Below are 17,249 nucleotides of genomic sequence, written 5' to 3'. Positions count from 1 at the left end.
CGGTGTGAACCTGGTGGGAGCGAGCTTGCCCCGCGACAGCTATCAGCTCGACAGGTACGACGAACGCGTCAAGCCCAGGCGCAGAGCATCCAGGAACTGAGTCTTCTCACGCGCAGTGATCTTGGCGCTGGCGCACTTGTCACGGTAGTGAGTCATCAACTCCTCCGGCGACAGGTGCACGTAGCGCAGCATGTCTTCGATGGTGTCGTGGGTCTCGATACCGGCGTGGTACACACTACCGTTCGGGTTCTGGTAGATGTTCACCGAGTCGGTATCACCGAACAGGTTGTGCATGTCGCCCAGAATTTCCTGGTAGGCACCCACCAGGAACACGCCCAACAGGTAGTCCTCACCTTCGTTGACCGCGTGCACTGGCATGCTCGTCTCGATGCTCTGCTCGTCGACGTACTGGTTGATCTTGCCGTCGGAGTCACAGGTCAGGTCTTGCAGTACAGCACGACGCAGCGGCTCTTCGTTCAAGCGGTGCAGCGGGATGATCGGCAGGACCTGGCCGATGGCCCAGGTGTCCGGCAGGCTCTGGAACACCGAGAAGTTGCAGATGTACTTGTCGGCCAGTTTGTCGTTCAGTTCATCGAGCACCTGGCGATGCGAACGCTGATGAGCCTTGAGCGAGTTGTGCAGGCGTCGGCAGACGGCGAAGTAGCACTGTTCGGCCAGGGCTTTCTCGGCCAGGGTGATCTTGCCATCGGCATACTGCGCTGCTACGTCACTCATGTAGTGAGTGGCGCGCCAGTAGGTTTCGGTGACCATTTCCAGGTCGGTCGGGCCGAGCAGGTCGGCCAACCACTGCACGGTTTCCGGCAGGGCTTCTTTGTTCTCGATGGTCGGCACGTCGTCGTTGTGTTTCTCGACGTCGGTCACCTGAATCACCAGCATGGCGTGGTGCGCGGTCAGCGAGCGGCCGCTCTCGGAGAAGATGTGCGGATGCGGCAGGCCCTGGGCATCGCAGAACTCTTTGAGCATACCGACCACAACGCCGGCGTAGTCGTCCATGTCGTAGTTGATCGAGCTGGCATTGCGCGAGTGGGTGCCGTCGTAGTCGACACCCAGGCCTCCGCCGACGTCGATGTGGTCCACCGGCAAGCCCAGTGCACGCAGCTCACCGTAGTAGCGGATGGCTTCTTTGAAGCCGTGCTGGTAGTCAGCCAGGTTGGCGATCTGCGAGCCCATGTGGAAGTGCAGCAGGCGAATTCCTTGATCCAGGCCAGCGTCACGGAAACGCTGAACCACCGAGATCAGTTGCGCGGCCGACAGGCCGAACTTGGACTTCTCGCCACCGGTGTCAGCCCACTTGCTCGACGCCAGCGACGACAGGCGCACGCGCAGACCTACCTGTGGCTTGACCTTGAGCTCGGCGGCCTCTTCGATCACCAGCCCTACTTCCGACTCTTTCTCGATGACGATGAAGACGTTGTGCCCAAGCTTCTGGCCCATCAGCGCCAGACGAATGAATTCACGGTCTTTGTAGCCATTGCAGACGATGGTGCCGCCTTTCGGCGCCAGCGCCAATACCGCCAGCAACTCAGGCTTGGAACCAGCCTCAAGGCCGATAGACACGTTTTGCGTGGCGATGATGTTTTCCACCACCGCTTCCTGCTGGTTGACCTTGATCGGGTACAACGCGGTGTACTGGCTCTGATACTCCAGGCGCGCGATGTTGGCATCGAACGCACCCGTCAGTTGGCGCACGCGGTCTTGCAGGATGTCGGGGAAACGCACCAGCAACGGCAGCGACAGGCCGCTTTTGCGCAGCTCATCAACCTGTTCGTACAGGTCAATCGGCGCACTGCCTGGCCCGTTGGGGCGAACTTCGACGCGGCCGGCCTCGTTGATTGCGAAGTAACCGGCCCCCCAATGGCGAATCCCGTAAACACTGCGGCTGTCCGCAACTGTCCATTGGCTGCCATCATCTTTGCGTGTGCGTCGTACGGACATTGAAGTCCCCTATATAGAAAGTCGAATAACACCGGCCCACAGTCGGCGGGCGCACTGTAAAACCAGAAAATGACGATTTTCCGTGTTCAGGGATAGACCCTTCCTACGGGAACGAGTTTAGAAAGCGAACGGCAAAAAATCGCGATGCGGTGTTTAACCGCCGGACTTTTTCGCTTTGAAGCCCTGTTTGATCAGCTCTGCCAACAACAGCTCGACATGATCGCCCTGGATTTCGATGACCCCGTCTTTCAACGCGCCGCCGGTCCCACAGCGGCGCTTGAGCGTGCTGGCGAGATCCTTGAGCTGTTCCAGAGGCAGCGGAACACCGCTGATGGTTGTCACCGTCTTGCCGCCACGGCCTTTGCTTTCGCGGCGCACGCGAGCAATGCCATCGCCTTCAGGGATGAGCGTCTGTTTGCAGATGCAGGCATCTATGGGTTTGCTGCAGTCCGGACAATGCCGACCTGCATCAGTGGAGAACACCAGGCCACCGAGGGCGGCGAATGATGCGGCTTTTTTGGCCACTTTTGATCCTCGTACGGTGAGGACAAAAACTGGTCGACGCCCCGGGCAGGGTGCCGACCGCGAAGCCCCACTCTGGCAGGGGCAGCGCTACTGCCGTACCCAGGGTACGACAGCCTTGAAAGGCCGCGCAGTGTAACGATAAATGCCGCCGATGCTAAGTACAAAACTGCGCCATTTTGCACGTTATTCGCGACTTCAGGCCCGACGGTCGATATAGCGCTGCAACGCCGCCAGAGAATCGGGGCAATACGGGTGTTGCTGGCTGTCGGCCAAGGCCTGTTCCAGCGGCAGGAAACGGGCTTCACTGACCTCTTCAGGCTGCAGGCGCAAAGGCCCGTCCCAGATCGCGGAAAACACCGCACACCACAATCGGTTACCCGGCTGATCGAAGAAGAAGCGCTCATGGGCCACCAGTTCTACCCCGGCGACGCCCAGTTCTTCTTCCAGCTCCCGGGCTGCCGACTCGGCAAAGCTTTCGTCGGCCTGCACCATGCCACCGGCGGCAACATCCCAATACCCCGGATAAATAGCTTTGCTTTCGGTACGCCGGTGCACACACAACTCACCGGCCGAGTTGAATAGCAGGATATAGGTGCCGCGCCCGATCAGGCCTTTTTCCCGCAGCTCTTTACGCGGCAGCGCGCCCAGCAGTTGGTCGTTCTCGTCGACCCAGGCAATCAGTTCGGCGTCGGAGGCAGCGCGATGCGCCGCCTCTTGCTTGGAAATGCCCATCGATCAGCCTTGCGACAGCAGTTGGCGCAGGTCGATCACCGCCGCGTTGGCGCGGGAGATGTAGTTGGCCATGACCAGCGAGTGGTTGGCCCACATGCCAAAACCGCTGCCATTGAGCACCATCGGGCTCCACAGCGGTTCCTGAGAGGCCTCCAGCTCACGAATGATCTGACGCACGCTGACCGTGGCGTTCTTCTTCGCCAGCACGTCTGCGAAGTCCACTTCGATGGCGCGCAGCAGGTGCGACAATGCCCAAGCCTGGCCGCGAGCCTCATAGAAGACGTTGTCGATCTGCAGCCATGGGGTCTCGACCACTTCTTCATCCAGCTGCGGCGCTTGGCCAGCGGCTACCGACTCGGTCTTCAGGGTGCTGTTGAGCTTGACCCGGCCAACGCTCGCCGACAGGCGCTGAGACAGCGAGCCCAGACGGGTGGCAACGTCGCCGAGCCAGTTGTTGAGGTTGTCGGCACGGGTGTAGAACAGCGCGCCTTGTTGCTCTGGCGAGGCCAGACGCTTCTGATAGCGGGTCAGGGAGTTGATGCCTTCCTGAAACTCCGACTCACTCGACGGCAGGATCCAGCTCTTGTTGTCGAAGTTGAAACGCGGCTCAGCCTTGGCCAGATCGGCGTCTTCAGCCGACTGCGACTGCGAACGGGCAAAGTCTTTGCGCAAGGCCCGGCTCAAGTCACGCACCTGCACCAGCACGCCGTATTCCCAGCTGGGCATGTTGTCCATCCACAAGCCCGGCGGGAAGCGGTCGTTGGAAATGTAACCGCCTGGTTTGTTGAGCAGGGTACCGGCCACGGTCTTGAGGGTTTCTACGGTGGTGTAGCCCACCACCATTTGTTGGCCGCTTTTCTCAGCCGCGGCCTGGGCGTTCTGCTGCACCGGGAACAGGTCTGGTTCTGCGCTCCAGTACCAGCCCAGGCCAATGCACACCAACAGGTAAAGGCCGATCAGCGTGCCCAGGGCACGGCTGAAAAACAAACCGCCAAAGTAACTGCGAGTGGCGGCAGTGCGGGGCTCGACTCGCTCGCGCGCCTCGGCTTTGCCTGTACGGTTTTTCCAATCCAGCATGGCGTTGTCCTTTCTGTCACGTCGGTTCAAGGGGTTCGACCGCAACCCCCGGGCTTCGTGCCAGCGCGGTGCGGATTTACCACGACGCGCCGCCTGCCGGGGTCGGCAAGTATCGCTGCACTATAAATCAAGCAGGCAGGTTCGCATAAGCGACTATCGAGTCAACATATGAATCAATAAACCTGTACAGATAATTGATACAAGACACTCGATTGTCCAGAAAGTGGTGCTAGCATAGAGCCATCACTCGAACTGCCTCACCCTTATAAGTAGTCAGGACATGACCGAGCCAGAAGACCCGAACCGTGAGCGTCTCAAGCAACATTTTGCCCAGCGGGTTATTCACCAGGCTCGGCAGATACTCGAGATCTGGCAGCGCCTGCAGCGCAGCGAGTGGTCGACTGGCGATCTGGGCGAGCTGCGCGAGGCCACCTTGCGTCTACAGCGCTATGCAGAGCGCTTCGAGCAACCGGAACACAGCCAGCTGGCCGAAGGCATCGGCCAGACGCTGGCCGCCGTCGAGGCCAACAGCGCGCGATTGAGCAGCAGTTTAATCAGCGAACTCAACCGCCTGATGCAACGCCTGTCACGTACAGGCCTGCGTCAGGGTGACCGGCTGGAACACGTGCCTTTGCCGCCCTTGCGCAAGCCGGTTTACATCATGCTGCAAGACCATGACCGCGCCGAGCGCCTGGCCCAGCAACTGGAGTTTTTTGGCCTCGGTGTACAAGCCTTGTACAGTGCCGATGCTTTTCGCGCCTCGATCAGTGAGCGCTTGCCTTCGGTCATCGTCATGGATGTCGACTTTTGCGGCAGCGGCCAGGGCCTGCAATTGGCCGCTCAGGCCCAACTAGGCCTGGAACAGCGTGTACCGTTGCTGTTTTTCAGCCTGCACGAAACCGACACACCGACACGCCTGGCGGCGGTACGCGCCGGTGGTCACGAGTTTCTCACTGGCACCCTGGAGGCCTCGAGCCTGCTGGAAAAGGTGGAAATGCTCACCAGCGTCACCCAGTACGAACCCTTCAAAGTGCTGATCATCGACGACTCCAAGGCCCAGGCCATGCATACCGAGCGCTTGCTCAATAGCGCCGGCATCGTCACCCGCACCCTCACCGACCCGATTCGCACCATGGCCGAGCTGGCCGACTTCCAGCCCGACCTGATCATCCTCGACATGTACATGCCTGACTGCACCGGCACCGAACTGGCCAAAGTGATCCGCCACAATGACCGCTATGTCAGCGTGCCGATCATCTACCTGTCTGCCGAGGACGACCTGGACAAACAACTCGACGCCATGAGCGAGGGTGGCGATGATTTTCTGACCAAGCCGATCCGCTCACGCCACCTGATCACCACCGTGCGTAACCGTGCTGCGCGCGCACGCAACCTTAAGGCGCGGATGGTGCGCGACAGCCTGACCGGCCTGTATAACCACACGCACATCCTGCAGTTGCTGGAAGATTGCAGTTTCCGCGCCCGCCGCGAAGAAAAGCCGCTGAGCTTTGCCATGCTCGACATCGACCACTTCAAGAAGGTCAATGACAGCCATGGCCACCCCATGGGCGACCGCGTCATCAAAAGCCTGGCATTGTTCCTCAAACAGCGCCTGCGCAAGACCGACTTCATTGGCCGCTATGGTGGTGAAGAGTTCGCTATCGTGATGCCTAACACCGATTTATCCGCCGCTCACAAAGTGTTGGATGAAATCCGTATGCGCTTCGCCGAGATTCATTACCCCGCTCAACCCAAAGACCTTTACTGCACCTTCAGCGCTGGCGTGGTGCAATTGAATGACGGGCTGGACGCGTTGAGCATGGCGACATCCGCCGATGAAGCCCTGTACCGGGCCAAAGGCGCCGGACGCAACCGGGTGCAGCGGGTCGAATAAATAAGGCAAAGTGCCACTTTTTTACGCCCAACCTCGACTTCGTCATAACCCGGTCATAAAAACGCAATAACTTCAGGTGCTTACCATTCAGCCGTTGGTAGACCCTGCACATGCGCCTGAAGCTGCTCACCAATTTCAACACCCTGTTGCTGGTAACCGTCTGTATTGCCCTGGGCACTACCTTGTGGTGGTCTCAGCGTGCGTTGGAGCGCCCCTACCAGATCATGGAGCGTTACCTGTCGCTGTCGCAGCAGTTTCAGAACCAGGCGGCGCGCAACATCCTCGACTACCTCAACAGCGGCGATGCCTTGCGCCACGCCACTGCCCTGCAGGCCACCGCTGCCCTGCAAGAGGAGCTGGCGCAACTGCCACCGGCACTGGCGGCGTCGCTGCGCCCAAGCCTGAACAACCTGCAAGGCTTTGCGGCCAATGAACTGCTGGCGGCCGGCAAACTGGCCGGGGATCCGCAAGCCCTGCTGCTGCAAGCAGAACGCGAGTTGGGTGCCAGCCTCGATCAACTGGCCAACTACGCCCAGAACAGTACCAGCAGCGATGCCGGGCGTTATGCAACGCCGCTGTTTCGTGCCTCGATGCACCTTTCGCGCCTGTCGCTTGCCCGTGACAAGCTGGTTAGCAGTGGTCGTAGCGAGCTTGCCGATGAGGTGGAGCGCGAACTGGCGCAGATCATCGTTCAGGCCCAGGCGCTCGATGAACTACCCTTGCTTGGGGTCACTGCGGCACGTGAGTCGAATGCCGATGATTTTGCCGCCCTCATGGGGCTGGAGACGCAAAGCAGCGGTGAGACCGAAGACAGCGGTGTCGCACTCAAGCGGGAACTGAACAGCCTGCTCAAACGCTACCCTGGCGAACTGCAACGCACCCGTGAACAAATCCAGCGCCGTAGTGAACTGGCCAACAGCACCCATCAGCAGATCGACGCCGTCCAAGCAGCCATCGCCGCTCTGGAACCACTGGTACGCAGCCAGCACGCTGCAATTCAAGGCGAAGTACGGCTGATCCAGGGCCTGATGATTGGCCTGATTCTGCTGATCGCCCTGCTTATCGACACCTTGCAGCGCCGCCTGGCACGGGTACTGACCAACCTGGCTCCGGCGCTTTCGCGCTGGGCCGAGGGAGATTTCAGCCAGGCCATTGCATTGGGTAAAACCAACCGGGAAATGCACGACATCCAAGACTCGCTCAACCGCCTGCGCCTGTACTTGGTGGAGCTGGTGGGCACAATCCGCAGCAATGCCGAACAAGTGGCCGGCAGCAGCCACGCCCTGGCCGGCATGAGCAGCGCCCTGCATGAAGGTGCCGAGCGTCAGGCTGGGGATACCGCCCAGATCCGCGATGCCCTCGGTGAGCTGGAAGCAACCATTCTGCAAGTCGCTGGCGATGCCAGCCAGGCCGCAGATGCCAGTCACGATGCCGGACGCGCAGTGGAACAAGGTCAGGCGGTTATCGGCCAGAGCCTGACAGGGCTGCGGGCGCTGGTCGATGAAGTGCAAGGCAATGCGCAGATGATCGAACAGCTGGCCGAAGAGTCAGCCACCATTGGCGGTGTGCTCACGGTCATTCGCTCGATTGCCGAACAAACCAACCTACTGGCCTTGAACGCCGCCATCGAAGCGGCGCGCGCCGGAGAAATGGGCCGTGGCTTTGCGGTCGTGGCCGAAGAAGTCCGCTCACTGGCTCAGCGCACCACGGGTGCAACTGGCGAGATCCAGACCTTGATCGCCCGCTTGCAACAAGCCGCCCGCGATTCTGTGGAAGGCATGCGTTCGCAGCTCGAACACGCCGAGGCCACTGCCAACAAAGCCCAGGCCGCCGACGGTGCGCTGGACGAGATCGTTGCCGCGATCCAGACCATTTCCGCCACCGCGGTGCGCATTGCCGACGTCACCGCGCAGCAAAGCGGCGCAGTGAGCGAAATCCGCGATCACAGTGAGCGGATTCATGACCTGGGCGAAGACAACCTGCAGCGCATCGGCGAAGGCCGTGAACAAGGCGAGCAATTGCTCAGGCTCGGCGGTGAGCTGAACACCGCAGTACGAGCCTTCCGGCTCTAACCCCGAGGGAGCAGACTTGCTGTAGGAGCGGGCTTGCCCCGCGATAGCGGTGTGAATGCTACATCACTATCGCGGGGCAAGCCCGCTCCCACAGCAAGCCCGCCCCTACAGCAAGCTCGCGCCCACCTGGGGTATCATGCTGCCAATTCTGTACAGCGAGACCGCCATGCGCCGCCTGCTTTGCCTACTCTTCCTGCTACTGGCCTTGCCCGCCGTCGGCGCCGGTCTGCTCGACAACCGCCCCAGTGCAACCCTCGGTGCCCCTTCCCTGAATAACAGCGCCGACTTCCTTCCGGTGCATGAAGCCTTCAAACTGAGCGTGGTGCAAAGCGACGCGCACAACATCAAGCTGCGCTTCGTCGCAACCGACGGCTATTACCTGTACCGACACCGCTTCCAGTTCCGCACCGAACCGGCCGACATTGCCCTGGGCACAGCGCAAATCCCACCCGGAGAAGCCAAGCACGACGAATTTTTCGGCGACGTCGAGGTGTACCACGGCATCCTCGACATCGATATTCCGCGCCCCGCCAATGACTCGCGCGCCTTTACCTTGCTGGTCGGCTACCAGGGCTGTGCCGACAAAGGCCTGTGCTACCCGCCCGAAACCGAGCGCCTGAGCATCGAAGGCACGGGGGACGCAAGCGTCGCCACGGCCCCGGGAACGGCGGCAAAAGTCTGGACCTGGAAAGAGCTTCTGCTGTTCTTCCTCGCGGGCGTCGGCTTGACCTTCACCCCCTGCGTTCTGCCTATGCTGCCCATCCTCTCTGGTGTGGTATTGCGCGGCCAGGTCGGCGGCTTGCGTGGTTTCAGCCTGTCGCTGGCTTATGTATTGCCGATGGCCGCCTGCTTTGCCCTGCTCGGCGCCTTGATGGGCCTGTTTGGCGCTAGCATGAACTTGCAGGCACGCCTGCAGTCGGCGTGGGTACTGGTACCGTTCGCACTGTTTTTCGTGTTGTTCGCCCTGGCCATGTTCGGCCTGTTCGAACTGAAACTACCGCATGCCATCAGTCATCGCCTGGAACGTCTCGTCGGCCAGACCAAAGGCGGTTCGCTGCTGGGCGCGGCCATTCTCGGGGTGTTCTCAAGCTTGCTGGTGTCGCCTTGCGTATCGGCCCCACTGGCCGGCGCATTGCTGTACATCAGCGCCAGCGGCGATGCCCTGGGCGGTGCATTGAAACTGTTCGCCCTGGGCCTGGGTATGGGCGCCCCACTGTTGCTGGTAGCCACCGGCGGTGCCGCCTGGCTACCGAAAAGCGGGCCTTGGCTGGTCACGGTCAAAAACGCCATTGGCGTGCTGTTGCTCGGCCTGGCCATCGGCCTGCTCAGCCGGGTACTGCCCGGTCAGGTGACGCTGTTGCTGGTTGGCCTGCTGAGTGCGGGCGTGGCGGTATTCCTCGGCGCACTCGAGTTCACGGTTAAAACCACGGCACAACGCTTGGCTCAGTTGCTGGGCCTTTTGCTGCTGGTTTATGCCCTGGCCTGCTGGTATGGCGCGCTCAGCGGCCAAACCGACCCATTGCGCCCCCTGCCTCAAGCCGTTATCACCACCACCAGCACCGCCACGGCCACGGCCACGGCCCAAAGCGACTGGCTGACGATCACCACCCCGGCAGCCCTCGACAGCGCACTGGCACAGGCCAAAGCAGCAGGGAAGCCCGTGGTGCTGGACTGGTATGCCGACTGGTGCATCAGTTGCAAAGTCATCGAACACGAAGTGCTGGCCCATCCTGACGTCCAGAGCCAGCTTGAGGGCTACACGCTGCTGCGCTTTGATATCACCGAAAGCAATGCCGAACAGCGCACTCTGCTAGACCGCTATCAGCTGTTTGGCCCACCTGCCCTGCTGTTCTTTGATGCGAACGGCAGCGAAAAAACCAGTGCTCGCGTGGTAGGTGAGACAAACGCCGGGGAATTTGCAGCGCACCTGGCGCGCATTCGCGCCGATCTGGGTCTATAACTTCTTCTGGCCGCTAAAAGCCACCACCAATGACCGAAATTAATAAATTAGTCATATATTTTGCGCGAATCTCGGTCATCGTGCTGGCTATTGCTGGTATCTAGACACTAGCCGCCGGTTTACGGCATAGTCGCCGCGCAACGTTTGTGCCTAACGATAAAAGGAACCACAGATGGCAACGCTACTGGTGCTGCACGGCCCCAACCTGAACCTGCTCGGCACCCGTGAACCGGGCGTCTACGGCGCCACCACCCTGGCCCAGATCAACCAGGATCTGGAGCAACGGGCCCGCGCAGCCGGCCATCACCTGCAGTACCTGCAAAGCAATGCCGAGTACGAATTGATCGACCGCATTCACGCCGCGCGTGGCGAAGGCGTCGACTTCATCCTGATCAATCCGGCGGCTTTCACACATACAAGTGTCGCATTACGTGACGCATTGCTGGCGGTGAGCATCCCATTCATCGAAGTGCACCTCTCCAACGTGCACAAGCGTGAACCTTTTCGCCATCACTCCTACTTCTCCGATGTTGCTGTAGGGGTGATCTGCGGCCTGGGCGCCAGCGGTTATCGGCTGGCCCTGGAGTCTGCACTGGAATACCTGGCTGCTAACGCAAAGCCCTGATGACGAGAACCTGGCCAATGGGCCAGGGCTCACAAGAAACGTTTGCTAACACGTTTTTATATTTACGCCCCTGACCGAACCTTGGGAGTTGATGATTAATGGATATCCGTAAAGTCAAGAAACTGATCGAACTGCTGGAAGAGTCTGGCATCGACGAGCTGGAGATCAAGGAAGGCGAAGAATCCGTACGGATCAGCCGCCACAGCAAGGCCCCGGCCCAGCAGTACTACGCACCAGCACCAATGGCCGCTGCCGCTCCAGTCGCTGCACCTGCTGCTGCCGCGCCAGCCGCCGCTGAAGCACCTGCCGCGCCAAAACTCAACGGTACTGTTGTTCGCTCGCCAATGGTCGGCACCTTCTACCGCAAAGCCTCGCCAACCTCGCCAGCCTTCGTTGAAGTCGGCCAGAGCGTGAAGAAAGGCGACACCCTGTGCATCGTCGAAGCCATGAAGATGATGAACCACATCGAAGCTGAAACCAGCGGTGTGATCGAGTCCATCCTGGTAGAAGACGGTCAGCCGGTTGAGTTCGACCAGCCGCTGTTCACCATCGTTTGAACCGCGGAGAGCCAACGATGTCTGCGAAGCTGGAAAAAGTCCTGATTGCCAACCGCGGGGAAATTGCCCTGCGGATCCTGCGTGCCTGCAAAGAGCTGGGCATCAAGACCGTCGCCGTACACTCCACGGCTGACCGCGAACTGATGCACCTGGGGCTGGCCGACGAGTCGGTATGTATTGGTCCGGCCTCCTCCAAGGACTCCTACCTGCACATTCCGGCGATCATCGCCGCTGCAGAAGTGACCGGCGCCACCGCCATCCACCCAGGCTACGGCTTCCTCGCCGAAAACGCCGACTTCGCCGAACAGGTCGAGAAATCCGGTTTTGCCTTCATCGGCCCGAAAGCCGACACCATTCGCCTGATGGGCGACAAGGTTTCGGCCAAGGACGCGATGATCAAGTCGGGCGTTCCGACGGTTCCGGGTTCCGATGGCCCGCTGCCAGAGGATGAAGAAACCGCACTGGCGATCGCTCGCGAAGTGGGTTACCCAGTGATCATCAAGGCCGCTGGCGGCGGCGGTGGTCGCGGTATGCGCGTTGTGCACAAGGAAGAGGACCTGATTGCCTCGGCCAAGCTGACCCGTACCGAAGCCGGCGCTGCGTTCGGTAACCCGATGGTCTACCTCGAGAAGTTCCTGACCAACCCACGCCACGTGGAAGTTCAGGTCCTGTCCGACGGCCAGGGCAACGCCATACACCTGGGCGACCGCGACTGCTCGCTGCAGCGCCGTCACCAGAAGGTACTGGAAGAAGCTCCGGCCCCAGGCATCGACGAGAAAGCCCGTCAGGAAGTGTTCAAGCGCTGTGTCGATGCGTGCATCGAGATTGGCTACCGTGGTGCTGGCACCTTCGAGTTCCTCTACGAAAACGGCCGTTTCTACTTCATCGAAATGAACACCCGTGTTCAGGTGGAGCACCCGGTTTCGGAGATGGTTACCGGTATCGACATCGTCAAGGAGATGCTCAGCATCGCCGCTGGCAACAAGCTGTCGTTCCGTCAGGAAGACGTGGTGATTCGTGGTCACTCCCTGGAGTGCCGGATCAACGCCGAAGACCCGAAGAAGTTCATCCCGAGCCCAGGCACGGTCAAGCACTTCCACGCCCCAGGTGGCAACGGCGTACGCGTCGATTCGCACCTGTACAGCGGCTACTCGGTTCCGCCGAACTACGACTCGCTGATCGGCAAACTGATCACCTACGGCAAAGACCGTGACGAAGCCATGGCACGCATGCGCAATGCCCTGGACGAAATCGTCGTCGACGGTATCAAGACCAACATCCCGCTGCACCGCGACCTGGTGCGTGATGAAGGTTTCTGCAAAGGTGGCGTCAACATTCACTACCTGGAACACAAACTGGCTAACCAGGAGTGATTCAGCAGTGATGTAAAAAAGACCCCGGCCAATGGCCGGGGTCTTTTTTTTACCCTGATTGTCCGGTGGGAGCGGGCTTGCCCCGCGATACGATGTGGCTGACAGATCGCTATCGCGGGGCAAGCCCGCTCCCACAGCGTCGATTCCACAAACCCTTCGCACTGAAGTAAACTGGCGGGCTTCTCGCAGCCTAGCGCTGCCCCTGTAGAATTTTCCAAAGGTGCCCGCCATGCCTTGGCTGCAAGTACGTCTGGCCATCAGCCCGGAACAAGCCGAAACCTATGAAGACGCCCTGCTTGAAGTAGGCGCCGTTTCGGTCACCTTCATGGACGCCGAAGACCAACCGATCTTCGAACCCGACCTCAACACCACGCCACTGTGGTCGCATACCCACCTGCTGGCATTGTTCGAAGCCGATACCGACGCCGCAGCAGTGTTCGCGCACCTGCAACTGCTGACCGACGCACCACTGCCGGAGCACCAGGCCGAAGTCATTGAAGACCAGGACTGGGAACGCAGCTGGATGGACAATTTCCAGCCGATGCGCTTCGGGCAACGCCTGTGGATCGTACCAAGCTGGCACGCCGCACCAGAGCCTGATGCCGTTAACCTGCTGCTCGATCCGGGCCTGGCCTTCGGCACCGGCACTCACCCGACCACCGCGCTGTGCCTGGAATGGCTCGACGGCCAGGACCTGAAAGACGCACAAGTGCTCGACTTCGGCTGTGGCTCGGGGATTCTGGCGATTGCCGCCCTGCTGCTGGGTGCCCGCGAAGCCGTGGGTACCGACATCGACGTCCAGGCCCTGGAAGCCTCCCGCGACAACGCCGGGCGCAATGGCATTGCCGACGAGCAATTCGCCCTGTACCTGCCTGAGTACATGCCGGCAATGCAGGCTGATGTGCTGGTGGCCAACATCCTCGCCGGCCCGCTGGTTTCCCTGGCGCCACAGCTGTCGACGCTGGTCCGCCCAGGCGGCCTGCTGGCACTGTCGGGCATCCTCGCTGAACAGGGCGAAGAGGTCGCAGCCGCCTACGCCAAAGACTTCGATCTGGACCCGATCACCGTTCGTGACGGCTGGGTCCGCATCAGTGGCCGCCGCCGTTAAGTGCGCCTAAACTAACTATCTGTACAACCCGGATCGCCGCATGACCGACAGTTTCGTCACCCAGTGCCCGCATTGCCAGACCAGCTTTCGCGTCAGCCACAATCAGTTGAGCGTGGCCCGCGGCATGGTGCGTTGTGGCGCCTGTCTGCAGGTGTTCAACGCCGCCAAACAGCTGCTCGAGCAAAGTGCGGCGCAGCAGCCCGCTGTCGAGACGCAACGCCCTGAGCCTGCGGCGCCGGAACCAACCACTGAACCCGCCACGCCTGCACCTCAACATGAGTGGAGCGCCGCTGACCTGGACCTCGATCAACTGGATCTGGACCAGGAACTGGCACGCCTTGAGCAACGCGAGATCCAGCCGATCACCGAACTCAAGGCCACCACCCCGCGTGAAGACAGCCTGAGCGCCGTGCGCGACGAGCCGGAAAGCGACGAGCAACTGTGGACTGACAGCCTGTTCAGCACCCCGGCCAACGAACGTGAAGCGTTGGCAGAACCGCTCGAAGAGCCATCGCCACCGTTGATCGAGCAAGCACCACTGGACCTCGATCCGGCACCGGGCGAGCGCACCGAGCCCTCGTTGACGCTGACACCGGACGTGCTCGATGACGATCTGGACGACACACCGCACCACACGCCACCGATCATGTCAGAGCTCGACGAAGCCCCGGTGGAGCGTTTGTCGGCCAAAGAGCCGGATGACGACCTGGACGACCCACTGAGCGATCCACACGAACGTCACGAGCCGAGCTTGAGCGCCGTCTCCAGCCGCCCGGCGCGCAAGGAGCCACTGCTTGACCTGGTGGACGATCCGCTTCAGTTGGACTGGCAAAAGCCGAAGGCTCACTGGGGCAAACGCCTGCTGTGGATTTTCCTGGTGCTGCTGGCCGCCGCAGCCCTGGCTGGCCAGTACATCTGGTACCACTTCGACGAACTGGCCCGCCAGGACCAATACCGCCCGTGGTTCCAGCAAATCTGCCCGGCAATAGGCTGCACCGTGCCTTCACGGGTCGACATTGCCCGTATCAAAAGCAGCAATCTGGTGGTTCGCAGCCACCCGGACTTCAACGGCGCATTGATCGTCGATGCCATCATCTACAACCGCGCGCCGTTCACCCAGCCGTTCCCGCTGCTGGAACTGCGCTTTGCCGACCTTAACGGTCAACTGATCGCCAGCCGCCGCTTCAAACCCGCCGAGTACCTCAGCGGCGAACTGGCCGGCAAAGGCGAAATGCCCAGCCAGGTGCCGATCCACATCGCCCTGGACATCCTCGACCCAGGCCCGAAGGCAGTCAATTACAGCCTGTCATTCCGCTCACCGGAATGAGCTGAACAGCTACAAGCGGCAAGCTTCAAGCCACAAGAAAAAGTCGACCGTAAACCGATCTGCCTCTACTTGCGGCTTGAGCCTGCAGCTTAAAACTTCGCGGCCTAACGCCGCAGTTGTTCAGATTTTATCCAAATCTATCTTTATCCGGTCACCGAGAGCGGGTATCATGCCCACCCTTTTTCGAACTCTAATGATCCGGCCCCACAACAGGGAACACCTATGTCGGCGGTACGCATCGGCTCTTACACACTGCAGAACAACCTGATCCTCGCCCCGATGGCCGGGGTCACGGACCAACCTTTTCGTCAGCTATGTCGACGAATGGGTGCTGGCCTGGTGGTGTCGGAAATGGTCAGCAGCGACATGAGCCTGTGGAACAGCCGCAAGTCGCGCTTGCGCATGATCCACGAAGGTGATCCCGAGCCACGCTCGGTCCAGATCGCCGGTGGTGATGCACAAATGCTGGCAGCGGCGGCCCGCGCTAACGTCGAGGCCGGCGCGCAGATCATCGACATCAACATGGGCTGCCCGGCAAAAAAAGTCTGCAACAAAGCTGCAGGCTCTGCTTTATTGAAAGATGAAGCCTTGGTCAGCGAGATCCTCCACGCGGTAGTAGCCGCCGTGGATGTACCCGTCACGCTGAAAATCCGCACAGGATGGGACAGGGCGAACAAGAACGGCCTGACGGTGGCAAAGATTGCCGAGCAGGCCGGGATCCAGGCATTGGCGGTACATGGACGCACCCGTGCCGACCTTTACACCGGCGACGCCGAGTACGACACCATCGCGGCAATCAAGCAGGCGGTGTCGATCCCGGTTTTCGCCAACGGCGATATCACTTCGCCAGAAAAGGCTCGGGCCGTGCTTCAGGCGACCGGAGCCGACGGCTTGCTGATTGGCCGGGCTGCCCAAGGGCGGCCATGGATCTTTCGCGAGATCGAGCATTACCTGCGCACCGGCGAAAGCTTGCCGGCGCCACAGTTGCAAGAAGTGGAAAGCATTCTGCTGGAGCACCTGGCCGCGCTACACGCCTTTTATGGCGATGTGATGGGCGTACGCATCGCCCGTAAGCACGTCGGCTGGTACCTGGCAACGCTTCCGGGCGCCAAGGAGTTTCGCGCCCAGTTCAATCGATTGGAAGATACGCAAGCGCAGTGCGCCAACGTTCGCGGTTTTTTCCGCGATCGTGAACAGAGCCTTGAGACAGAGGACGGACAAGGGGTGGCCGCATGACGATGATGACCGAGACTTTAGTGAGTGGAACAACGCCCGTGAGCGACAACGTCAACCTGAAACAGCACCTGAATACACCGAGCGAGGAAGGTCAGACCCTTCGCGGCAGTGTGGAAAAGGCGCTGCACAACTATTTCGCCCATCTCGAGGGCGCGGCCGTCACGGACGTGTACAACCTGGTGCTCTCGGAAGTCGAAGCGCCGTTGCTCGAAAGCGTGATGAATTACGTCAAGGGCAACCAGACCAAAGCCAGCGAGCTGCTCGGGCTCAACCGTGGCACCTTGCGCAAAAAGCTGAAGCAGTACGATTTGTTGTAAGCAAGCATCCAAACCAGAAAAGGCGGCTCCCATTCGATGAGGTCGCCTTTTTTGCTGACTCCACCGCGTTATGGAATCTGAAATGACCGACCAGACTACCCGCCTGCCGATCCGCCGCGCCTTGATCAGTGTTTCCGACAAGACCGGGATCCTTGAATTCGCCCGTGAGCTGCAACAGCTCGGCGTCGAGATCCTGTCCACCGGCGGTACCTTCAAGCTGCTCCAGGACAACGGCGTCGCCGCGGTGGAAGTTGCCGATTACACCGGTTTTGCCGAAATGATGGACGGCCGGGTAAAAACCCTGCACCCGAAAATCCACGGTGGCATCCTGGGCCGTCGTGGCACCGATGACGCCATCATGGCCGAACACGGCATCAAGCCGATCGACCTGGTCGCCGTCAACCTGTACCCGTTCGAAGCCACCATCTCCAAGCCGGGCTGCGACCTGCCGACGGCCATCGAGAACATCGACATCGGCGGCCCGACCATG

The 17,249-nt window shown here is 60.6% G+C and carries 14 protein-coding genes and 1 pseudogene; 11 read left to right on the top strand and 4 right to left on the bottom strand.

The features are described 5' to 3' along the window. Positions 1-42: 42 nt before the first annotated feature. The 4 genes from speA to E1573_RS21370 all read right to left on the bottom strand — a co-directional run bounded on the left by speA (position 43) and on the right by E1573_RS21370 (position 4,290). Entirely contained in the window at positions 43-1,956 is a 1,914-nt protein-coding gene (speA, locus tag E1573_RS21385; RefSeq protein ID WP_133216555.1) for an arginine decarboxylase, read from the bottom strand. A 153-nt stretch (positions 1,957-2,109) separates the two neighbouring features. Next, the gene (locus E1573_RS21380) at positions 2,110-2,481 is read right to left on the bottom strand and encodes a translation initiation factor Sui1 (protein ID WP_010221702.1); all 372 of its coding nucleotides are present in this window, start codon (positions 2,479-2,481) and stop codon (positions 2,110-2,112) included. Between the two features lie 195 nt (positions 2,482-2,676). Beyond that, positions 2,677-3,213, bottom strand: coding sequence for an NUDIX hydrolase (locus E1573_RS21375; RefSeq protein ID WP_133216554.1), 537 nt, complete (start codon positions 3,211-3,213; stop codon positions 2,677-2,679). 3 nt (positions 3,214-3,216) lie between these two features. Next, complete coding sequence (locus E1573_RS21370; RefSeq protein WP_133216553.1) at positions 3,217-4,290, bottom strand: DUF2333 family protein; 1,074 nt, start codon at positions 4,288-4,290, stop codon at positions 3,217-3,219. Positions 4,291-4,570: 280 nt separating this feature from the next. On the opposite strand from E1573_RS21370, the gene E1573_RS21365 reads away from it, so the two are divergent. The 11 genes and pseudogenes from E1573_RS21365 to purH all read left to right on the top strand — a co-directional run. Next, positions 4,571-6,184: a diguanylate cyclase gene (locus tag E1573_RS21365; RefSeq protein WP_133216552.1), complete on the top strand. Its 1,614-nt coding sequence runs from the start codon at positions 4,571-4,573 to the stop codon at positions 6,182-6,184. Between the two features lie 110 nt (positions 6,185-6,294). Further along, the gene (locus tag E1573_RS21360; protein ID WP_133216551.1) at positions 6,295-8,256 is read left to right on the top strand and encodes a methyl-accepting chemotaxis protein; all 1,962 of its coding nucleotides are present in this window, start codon (positions 6,295-6,297) and stop codon (positions 8,254-8,256) included. 166 nt (positions 8,257-8,422) lie between these two features. Further along, positions 8,423-10,216 carry a protein-disulfide reductase DsbD gene (locus E1573_RS21355; RefSeq protein ID WP_133216599.1) on the top strand — a complete coding sequence of 598 codons (1,794 nt, stop codon included), beginning with the start codon at positions 8,423-8,425 and terminating at the stop codon, positions 10,214-10,216. Between the two features lie 172 nt (positions 10,217-10,388). Continuing rightward, positions 10,389-10,841: a type II 3-dehydroquinate dehydratase gene (aroQ, locus tag E1573_RS21350; protein ID WP_133216550.1), complete on the top strand. Its 453-nt coding sequence runs from the start codon at positions 10,389-10,391 to the stop codon at positions 10,839-10,841. Between the two features lie 98 nt (positions 10,842-10,939). Next, positions 10,940-11,398, top strand: coding sequence for an acetyl-CoA carboxylase biotin carboxyl carrier protein (accB, locus tag E1573_RS21345; RefSeq protein ID WP_133216549.1), 459 nt, complete (start codon positions 10,940-10,942; stop codon positions 11,396-11,398). A 17-nt stretch (positions 11,399-11,415) separates the two neighbouring features. Next, positions 11,416-12,771 carry an acetyl-CoA carboxylase biotin carboxylase subunit gene (gene accC, locus E1573_RS21340; protein WP_133216548.1) on the top strand — a complete coding sequence of 452 codons (1,356 nt, stop codon included), beginning with the start codon at positions 11,416-11,418 and terminating at the stop codon, positions 12,769-12,771. 229 nt (positions 12,772-13,000) lie between these two features. Beyond that, positions 13,001-13,879, top strand: coding sequence for a 50S ribosomal protein L11 methyltransferase (gene prmA / locus E1573_RS21335; RefSeq protein WP_133216547.1), 879 nt, complete (start codon positions 13,001-13,003; stop codon positions 13,877-13,879). Between the two features lie 40 nt (positions 13,880-13,919). Further along, on the top strand, positions 13,920-15,206 hold the full coding sequence (locus E1573_RS21330; RefSeq protein ID WP_133216546.1) for a DUF3426 domain-containing protein: 1,287 nt from the start codon (positions 13,920-13,922) through the stop codon (positions 15,204-15,206). Positions 15,207-15,428: 222 nt separating this feature from the next. Continuing rightward, positions 15,429-16,442, top strand: coding sequence for a tRNA dihydrouridine synthase DusB (gene dusB, locus E1573_RS21320; RefSeq protein ID WP_133216544.1), 1,014 nt, complete (start codon positions 15,429-15,431; stop codon positions 16,440-16,442). Then, positions 16,439-16,759 (top strand): DNA-binding transcriptional regulator Fis, encoded by a 321-nt coding sequence (fis, locus tag E1573_RS21315; protein ID WP_003186237.1) that lies wholly within the window; start codon positions 16,439-16,441, stop codon positions 16,757-16,759. The genes dusB and fis overlap by 4 nt, the downstream gene beginning before the upstream one ends. An 82-nt stretch (positions 16,760-16,841) precedes the next feature. Beyond that, positions 16,842-17,249: pseudogene (gene purH, locus E1573_RS21310) on the top strand (bifunctional phosphoribosylaminoimidazolecarboxamide formyltransferase/IMP cyclohydrolase); the annotation flags it as partial.

The sequence above is a fragment of the Pseudomonas sp. H9 genome, assembly GCF_004353925.1.
Lineage (GTDB): Bacteria > Pseudomonadota > Gammaproteobacteria > Pseudomonadales > Pseudomonadaceae > Aquipseudomonas.
This window is presented reverse-complemented; position numbering and strand designations above follow the sequence as displayed.

Excerpts from the sequence above, each read along its gene's own strand:
- speA (WP_133216555.1), bottom strand. The coding sequence starts at position 1,956 with ATGTCCGTACGACGCACACGCAAAGATGATGGCAGCCAATGGACAGTT.
- E1573_RS21375 (WP_133216554.1), bottom strand. The coding sequence starts at position 3,213 with ATGGGCATTTCCAAGCAAGAGGCGGCGCATCGCGCTGCCTCCGACGCC.
- E1573_RS21370 (WP_133216553.1), bottom strand. The coding sequence starts at position 4,290 with ATGCTGGATTGGAAAAACCGTACAGGCAAAGCCGAGGCGCGCGAGCGA.
- E1573_RS21365 (WP_133216552.1), top strand. The coding sequence starts at position 4,571 with ATGACCGAGCCAGAAGACCCGAACCGTGAGCGTCTCAAGCAACATTTT.
- E1573_RS21360 (WP_133216551.1), top strand. The coding sequence starts at position 6,295 with ATGCGCCTGAAGCTGCTCACCAATTTCAACACCCTGTTGCTGGTAACC.
- E1573_RS21355 (WP_133216599.1), top strand. The coding sequence starts at position 8,423 with ATGCGCCGCCTGCTTTGCCTACTCTTCCTGCTACTGGCCTTGCCCGCC.
- aroQ (WP_133216550.1), top strand. The coding sequence starts at position 10,389 with ATGGCAACGCTACTGGTGCTGCACGGCCCCAACCTGAACCTGCTCGGC.
- accB (WP_133216549.1), top strand. The coding sequence starts at position 10,940 with ATGGATATCCGTAAAGTCAAGAAACTGATCGAACTGCTGGAAGAGTCT.
- accC (WP_133216548.1), top strand. The coding sequence starts at position 11,416 with ATGTCTGCGAAGCTGGAAAAAGTCCTGATTGCCAACCGCGGGGAAATT.
- prmA (WP_133216547.1), top strand. The coding sequence starts at position 13,001 with ATGCCTTGGCTGCAAGTACGTCTGGCCATCAGCCCGGAACAAGCCGAA.
- E1573_RS21330 (WP_133216546.1), top strand. The coding sequence starts at position 13,920 with ATGACCGACAGTTTCGTCACCCAGTGCCCGCATTGCCAGACCAGCTTT.
- dusB (WP_133216544.1), top strand. The coding sequence starts at position 15,429 with ATGTCGGCGGTACGCATCGGCTCTTACACACTGCAGAACAACCTGATC.
- fis (WP_003186237.1), top strand. The coding sequence starts at position 16,439 with ATGACGATGATGACCGAGACTTTAGTGAGTGGAACAACGCCCGTGAGC.